Source organism: Roseateles sp. P5_B10, assembly GCF_056400485.1.
Window position 1 is genome coordinate 1 of record NZ_JBFULE010001554.1, and the last position, 635, is coordinate 635.

Below are 635 nucleotides of genomic sequence, written 5' to 3' on the forward strand. Positions count from 1 at the left end.
GACGAGGACCGGAAGGCCTGCGGACTGCCAACGCTGCAAGAGTCTCGCGACGGCGCTGGTCAACTCAAGTAGTCTCGCGTGAACTGCGGGACGCGCGCCTGAACGGCGCTCTCGCGTCGCTCGTCGGGAACGATCAGCGGCAGACTTCCGTCCCGAAGTCAAAAACGATCTCCCAGCCACCCGCCGGCTTGCGGCGCCACACCGACTGGAAGCGCGCCGTCACCTTGCCATCGGGGTCCAGCACCGGGCCCGTCGTGCGCGCCAGGTCACCGCTGGGCAGCACCAGCACCAGGTCGGGTGACCAGCTGAAGGGCGGCTTGGGCGACGTGAGCAGGCCGTTCCAGGCCGCCATGACGGCATCGGGGCCATGCAGCGGCGCCTTGCCCATCCAGATGGTGTCGGGCGCCAGCATGCGCCGAAACCCCGCCACGTCACGTGCTGCGAAGGCCGCGGCAAAGGCGGTCTCGGCGGCGCGAGCCTCTTCGACCCGCCTGGCGATTTCGTCGACTGACGGCCAACCCGGTTCCGACGCGGCCGAAGCAGCGGCGGGCAGCGTGGCGGCGGCAAGCAGGGCGTGGCGGCGGGTGGTCATCGGCTTCTCCGTTTTCTGGAAGCCGCGAGCATGCCTCGCGGGC

The 635-nt window shown here is 70.2% G+C and carries 1 protein-coding gene; it reads right to left on the bottom strand.

The genetic code is table 11. The features are described from left to right. Positions 1-133: 133 nt before the first annotated feature. The coding region (locus AC1DU6_RS34545) for a YybH family protein (protein WP_477863005.1) at positions 134-635 on the bottom strand (502 nt) is incomplete at its 5' end.